This is a genomic window from Bacillus sp. 5w2, assembly GCF_054353775.1.
Genome location: NZ_JBTIWT010000001.1, coordinates 351,067 through 357,133, shown reverse-complemented (window position 1 = coordinate 357,133; position 6,067 = coordinate 351,067). Strand labels below are relative to the sequence as shown.

The window sequence follows — 6,067 nt, the reverse complement described above, 5'->3', positions numbered from 1 at the left end:
GTCCTGTGGGCCCTGTGGGTCCTGTTGGTCCTGTGGGCCCTGTCGGTCCTGTGAGTCCTGTCGGTCCTGTTGGTCCTGTGGGCCCTATCGGTCCTGTGAGTCCTGTTGGTCCTGTTGGTCCTGTGGGCCCTGTCGGTCCTGTTGGTCCTGTGGGCCCTGTTGGTCCTGTGAGTCCTGTTGGTCCTACAGGACCTGTTGGGAAAGTAAAGGGAGGAATAGCTGGAAGTGTTGGCCCCACTAGATTAGGATTAAAGGCCGCAGCCTGAATTCCCTCCCATTTTTTTTTCTCATTTGGTTTATCGAACATATTATTACCTCCAAACAAAATAAACTCATTCCTTGGATGAGGAAACAGCTTTCACCTCTACATTAGTCTATGTAGAAGTGTGTCACCAATTTTCCTATATGTTATGGTAACCCTTTCATTCGGTTCATTTATTAAATGGACTAATAGAAAATATTTTCAGTAAATAGTAACTCATCATTATCATAAAAAACGGTCTGTTTATAATAAGACATGTATGGAATTTTTATAAATGTATAAAAAATACAGATAAACCCTCATTTTTTCAGTTCAATGTGTTTACTGATTCCAAAAAAGGTGATTTTTGTTTAACAAGAAGTAAAAGGGTTTCTACATATTAGTCATATATAATATGTAGAAACCCATATTTTTTATGGTTTTTACAATTTAGGTCTTGATAATACAAGGATTCCATTTTACCATATTATCAAGACTTTTTTGGGAGTGTCGTAGCTATATGAATGTCTTTATCATTGTACATACATATATGTACATACCGCTTCCTATAGGGGGCAGCCGAGATACGTATAAAAATGGGCCATAAGCTGTATTATATTTTCATTATTAGTTTTTCAACTAAAAATATCTACCACACGATTAAAAAAAGTCGATTACCTGTACCCTAAGGAATCGACGGTTCTGGTGTGAAAATTTCATGATAATTGCAATGAATCCATAAATTTTAAGCATACTGATACCATTACTCTAGACAGGGTACGTGATTGGTATACCAAAGGGGAATATATCCAAACAGAAGCATTGTCAGACTGATAATCCCGTTTTTTACGAAGTTGAATATCCAATGCATGCCCATCTTTATCTATGGCACGATATAAATAACACCACTTTCCTTTGATTTTTATATAGGTTTCGTCGAGTTTTCAAGATAATTGGACGTTTTTATTTCTCTTTTTCCAAATTTGATAGGTAAGGTTTCTATATTTATGAACCCAGCACTTACACCCAAAAACAAGATGAGTTTTAATCATATGGAGTTGTTCTAAAGCCAGCTGGATATGGATATATACTTTGATGTATATATTGTATAGGGTGGTATTGTATAGTTGGATGATAATAATGTATAGCTTCAGGACAACATTGTTGCATTGCATGCAACAATGCATGCTGCATTGCATGTATTGTCGGCTGTGCTGAATGAATTGAAATGCTCCCAGCCATTACTCTGTTGCTGTTAAGATAATAATTCATCACAATAATTCACCTCTTTTAAGATACTTAAATGAAATGTTATATATTATGTCTAAGTATAAAATAAGGTGTGTAACAATAAATTTAAGAAATCAATTAGGGATACAGACACATGTCCAGCAGGCTAACAGAGCAAGTTGTCCCCAAAATAATAAAAATAAGCTTTGGTACCGTAAAAGACAAGAAACTTTCATTCTGGGGTATTATAAAATTTTAGCTTGATGGCGATAGGTTCTCATTACATGTCCATTAACTTAAGAAACTTTAATACCCCGCAAGTATCAAAAAAATGTTATTTTTTCTAAACAAGCTAGATTAGAAAGGATGATATTTTCTTATGGATCGTTCAAGATGAACTACAAACATTTGCGGAAGAATTACAACGATATGTTCACCTATATTTTAGAAGAAATAACCTATTCTTGGTCCGTTGGAGAAGTAATTTTATCTTTATATGTATCAATATAAATATTTCCATTTGCTGCAAGTACAGCATATGTAACATCTTTGTAGCGAAGGTTACGTTTTTTTAGTTCACATTGTAACCCTAACTCTGTCTGATTGTTTTGCCTTAGGTTTTCTGTCATAACTTCTCCATCCATAATTAGCTCGATGGGGAGTTTAGACTCTTTTTTTATCGGTATATTCAAATCTTGTTTTGTGATATTACGATATTCAGGTTTTTTCAAAACAGATATCTTACCATTTGTTTCAACTATGACATAAAGAACTTCTTCAATGTTAAAAATACCATTCTCTCTTAATTGTTGGTTTAAATAATCTAGAGAATAGCGCATTTTCCGCATATTATTTTCTAGAATTTTCCCATTTTCCATAATGACTGTCGGATTTCCAGCAAATATTTTTCTGCCTATCCGACTTTTCATGGATATATAGCTAACCATTAGAATGATAAATACTAAAATAAGAAAAGCGATGACTGCATGATGAGTTTTTACATTTAAATTAAATGCCAAATTTGCAATAATACTTCCGATAGAGATAGCGCCAATAAAATCAAAGGTATTCATTTCAGCGATAATTTGCTTTCCTAATATTTTAGCTCCGATAAATAAAATCGAGAAAGATAACAGTGTTCTCAAAATAATCTCTATATGTTCAGACACAAGTAGCTCCTCCTTTAGGGATTGCGTGTTGTATTATAAAAATTTATATAAGGATAGTATGTATCATTGTAAAAAAAATTATTTTTAATAGCATTAAATAGTTCATGTAGATGAATTAATCTCTGTTCTGTTGCCAAGTTTCTCAAGAGATAAAAAGAAACATGAATGTAAGAGGAAATAGCGTGGTATCTATAGTTTTTCTTAACACCTCTATATAGGTGTTAAACTTAGATTTTGAAAAACTAAAAGTATATTATTGATGCATGTGGAAAATTGTTATTCAAAAATCCGACTCTATTCTTATGAGTCGGATTTTTAATTATTACTTACTTTAATTTTGAAAAATAATACAGAAACCAAACTGCATGATTTTGTTCATCTGCAGCCGTTCTTCGAAGGAGCTCTTTAATAAATACATCTGATGTTTCATCTGCAATGTCTAGATAAAAATCTACAGTTTTTTGCTCATCTTGTATAGCAAACTCTAACCCTTTTAAATACGTATCAGGACACCCTTCAATTATTTGTGGCTTAGGTTGTTGGCCAGTTAAATTAATATAGATCTGTACAAAATTTTGAAAATGCTTTATTTCATCATTACGAATCTCAAGAATTTGTTTTTGTTCTGTCTGATTTGAAGCCATGTTGGCTAGTTTAGCATAACAATTTATTGCACTAAATTCTCCATTTATAGCTTTTTCAATATCACTAATCAGTTTTGGATTTTGCCTATTCCAATCGTAAAAATCTGAATAATACATTGATATTCCCTCCTATTAGTCGCCATAACATTTTATGCAATTTGAACTAATGAGAGCATGTTGCAAACCAGTTAATATTTGAGAACCGTAAAAAATTATCATGAGCAAGATATACCTTTTCAATCTATCTATACTATGAATACTAAGTATTTATAGTATTATTATAGCTTCTACAAAAAAACAAAAAAGAGAAATATCAATCATTGTATACGTTATATCCACTCATAAATTTAACTATTGTTAACACCATACCTCTTCCACGTACTGCAGGAAAGCCGTTATATTCCATGATGTAATACCTCACTTTTGTTTTTTTAACTCCACTATAAAAGAATGTGTGTTCTTTTTGAGGTTTAAAAAGGGACCATTTTGTTAACATGAATATTCAAAAATAAGTTTTTCAAGTTAGAATATTCAAAAACTTGTTTATACAAACAAGTATGTCATGGTAACATTTAACAAAAGGGGGTAGAAGTAGATGAGTGTTGACATTATTTCTAAAGAAGAAATCACAAAATTATTAAACGACTGGTATCAAGCTATGATTTCACAACGTGTATTACAGTCTCAGAAAATAAAAGAAGATATTGCAAATAAAATCAATAATATTAAGGAAGACCAAACAATATTAGTCTACTACGCTTTATTGAATGCACGGTATAACCTGCTAATTCGGGATATGGATAGTACAAAAGATATTCTGGACAAAATCGAGCCTTTACCAGAGTCTACAGAAATATTTTTAGAGTACTATCATCATTTATTTAAAGCAATTTACGCTATTAATACAGCAAATCATAGTGAAGCAAGAATGCAATTTGAAAAAGCTGAAACGTTTTTAGAGTACATGCATGATGAAATTGAAAAAGCTGAATTTAATTATTGGCTTGCAGTCCATTACTATCACGTATTAAAACCGATCCTAGCAGTTCAATTTGCTACAAAGGCGAATGAAGTATTTTCAATTAGTCCAGGGTATGAATTAAAAACTGCAGCATGCCTAAATACTTTAGGGATGGCACACATTCGACTAAATGAATTCGAATGTGCAGAGGAATATTTACTTTCAGCACTAGGTACCTTCCAAAAATCTAATGATGAACTTCTTATTAAACGGGTTAAGCATAATTTAGGACTTTTATACGCAAGTCAAAACATGCCAGAGTTAGCAATTAAACACTTAGAGGATTCATTAGAAAATAACGCTAAAACTATGTTTCTTTTAGCAAGAGAACATTTTAAGTTAGGTTATAGTCATATCGCTAATGAATATATTGAGAATGGCTATAAGATTAGCGACTTATGTTATCGTCATCATTTCCGAATTTTAAAAGCAGTACATAACTATGTACGGCAAGAAGAATTAGAAAATGTGGTCATAGAAGGTATTTCGTATTTTGAAAAAGAAGAATTATATGATTGGGTAAAAGAATATGCTTCTCTTTTAGGTGAAATATTCTATGGTTCAGAAAATCACAGAAAAGCAAGCAAGTATTTGCACATCGCTTTAGATGCAGACAAAAAGAGCATAGAAAGAAGGGCGCTAAAATGAAAAAAGCAATCTTATTAATGATGATGTTATCCGCTGTTTTTACTTTTGGTCTTACTAATGTAAAAGACATACCACAAAACGAAGCAATTGAAGTGTTTATGGATCATGGAGAACATATTTAAAACCTAAGGAAGAGGGCGCTTATAGTGTCCTCTTTTTAATATCTATTATTTATATGATGAGGTTGCAGGTACGTCTTTCGGTTATTGTTTGATAAACGTAAGATGTTTCTAAAAATGTGTATACAAAGGTGTGATTTTGTACTGTATATGTTCACATATTTGCTCACATTTTGTTCACGTACTATATAAAAAAATATGAAAATCTATAAAAATAATTATTTCAATAAAATTTGTTCTAGATATTAAAAAGTGCCAAACCCCTTGTGGTATAAGGGGTTTGGCACTTTTGTGTTTTTTATATTTTATCAAATAAACAATCCTAAAATTGTTCATTCTTCTCCCAAGATTCTACAATATAATGTGCAATCGTCGGGTTGAATCCTTTCCCAACTAAAAACATAATTGCAGCAACTTCTGTTAAAGCGTGTTTGTGTGATGTGTGTTTTGCCTCATTTAAACCGTAATCTACCCAAGGTTTTACGAAATCTAGTACAGGTTTCTTTAAAGGTAAAAACTGTGTACCGACAACTTGTTGAATTTGTTGTTGTGTCGGTTCTGTAATTGGTCCAGGTGGTAAGATTTGTGGTTGTGTAATATCGAATGTTGGTCCAGGAGGTAAAATTTGAGGTTGCGTTGGATCAATTGTTGGTGGTTTAGGTGGTGAGACACGTGCGTCGTAGTTTGGTTGATACATTTGTTGTTGATATTGCGGTTGTTGTGGCTGAGTTGGGTATGGGTTTTGTTGGTATTGTTGTTCTTGATTTTGTGGTGCTACATATGGATTATGTTGATATTGTTGTCCCTGATTTTGCGGCGCTGCATATGGATTTTGTGGATAATCACCTTCTTGGTATTGCGGTGTTGCGTATGGATTTTGTTCATATTGTTGCTCTTGTTCTTCATATTGTTCTGTATACCTTTGTTCTTGTTCCTGAGGGTAAAATGGTTGTTGTGGGTAGGGCGGTTGATTATTATAGAACATACTTATTCCT

The 6,067-nt window shown here is 32.7% G+C and carries 6 protein-coding genes and 2 pseudogenes; 2 read left to right on the top strand and 6 right to left on the bottom strand.

The window, feature by feature from the left end; all coding sequences use genetic code 11:
- The 5 genes and pseudogenes from ACXY7N_RS01750 to ACXY7N_RS01730 form a co-directional block, all read right to left on the bottom strand.
- Nucleotides 1-307 (bottom strand): annotated as a pseudogene (locus ACXY7N_RS01750) (exosporium leader peptide-containing protein); the annotation flags it as partial.
- Nucleotides 308-1,068: 761 nt separating this feature from the next.
- Nucleotides 1,069-1,257: pseudogene (locus tag ACXY7N_RS01745) on the bottom strand (DDE-type integrase/transposase/recombinase); the annotation flags it as partial.
- A gap of 28 nt (nt 1,258-1,285) precedes the next feature.
- Nucleotides 1,286-1,513, bottom strand: a complete 228-nt coding sequence (locus ACXY7N_RS01740; protein WP_488592239.1) for a DUF3947 family protein — start codon at nt 1,511-1,513, stop codon at nt 1,286-1,288.
- Nucleotides 1,514-1,929: 416 nt separating this feature from the next.
- Nucleotides 1,930-2,640 (bottom strand): DUF421 domain-containing protein, encoded by a 711-nt coding sequence (locus ACXY7N_RS01735; protein ID WP_001289206.1) that lies wholly within the window; start codon nt 2,638-2,640, stop codon nt 1,930-1,932.
- 326 nt (nt 2,641-2,966) lie between these two features.
- Nucleotides 2,967-3,401 carry a ferritin-like domain-containing protein gene (locus tag ACXY7N_RS01730; protein ID WP_000291805.1) on the bottom strand — a complete coding sequence of 145 codons (435 nt, stop codon included), beginning with the start codon at nt 3,399-3,401 and terminating at the stop codon, nt 2,967-2,969.
- A gap of 478 nt (nt 3,402-3,879) precedes the next feature.
- On the opposite strand from ACXY7N_RS01730, the gene ACXY7N_RS01725 reads away from it, so the two are divergent.
- Complete coding sequence (locus ACXY7N_RS01725; RefSeq protein WP_488592238.1) at nt 3,880-4,953, top strand: response regulator aspartate phosphatase; 1,074 nt, start codon at nt 3,880-3,882, stop codon at nt 4,951-4,953.
- On the top strand, nt 4,950-5,075 hold the full coding sequence (locus ACXY7N_RS01720) for a hypothetical protein (RefSeq protein WP_000709202.1): 126 nt from the start codon (nt 4,950-4,952) through the stop codon (nt 5,073-5,075). The genes ACXY7N_RS01725 and ACXY7N_RS01720 overlap by 4 nt, the downstream gene beginning before the upstream one ends.
- A 319-nt stretch (nt 5,076-5,394) precedes the next feature.
- Here the strand turns inward: ACXY7N_RS01720 and ACXY7N_RS01715 are convergent, their stop codons facing one another.
- Entirely contained in the window at nt 5,395-6,057 is a 663-nt protein-coding gene (locus ACXY7N_RS01715) for a hypothetical protein (protein ID WP_016088105.1), read from the bottom strand.
- Nucleotides 6,058-6,067 lie beyond the last annotated feature (10 nt).

What these genes read in the sequence shown, in the direction of transcription:
- ACXY7N_RS01740 (WP_488592239.1), bottom strand. Translation starts at nt 1,513, where the DNA reads ATGAATTATTATCTTAACAGCAACAGAGTAATGGCTGGGAGCATTTCA.
- ACXY7N_RS01730 (WP_000291805.1), bottom strand. Translation starts at nt 3,401, where the DNA reads ATGTATTATTCAGATTTTTACGATTGGAATAGGCAAAATCCAAAACTG.
- ACXY7N_RS01725 (WP_488592238.1), top strand. Translation starts at nt 3,880, where the DNA reads ATGAGTGTTGACATTATTTCTAAAGAAGAAATCACAAAATTATTAAAC.
- ACXY7N_RS01720 (WP_000709202.1), top strand. Translation starts at nt 4,950, where the DNA reads ATGAAAAAAGCAATCTTATTAATGATGATGTTATCCGCTGTTTTTACT.
- ACXY7N_RS01715 (WP_016088105.1), bottom strand. Translation starts at nt 6,057, where the DNA reads ATGTTCTATAATAATCAACCGCCCTACCCACAACAACCATTTTACCCT.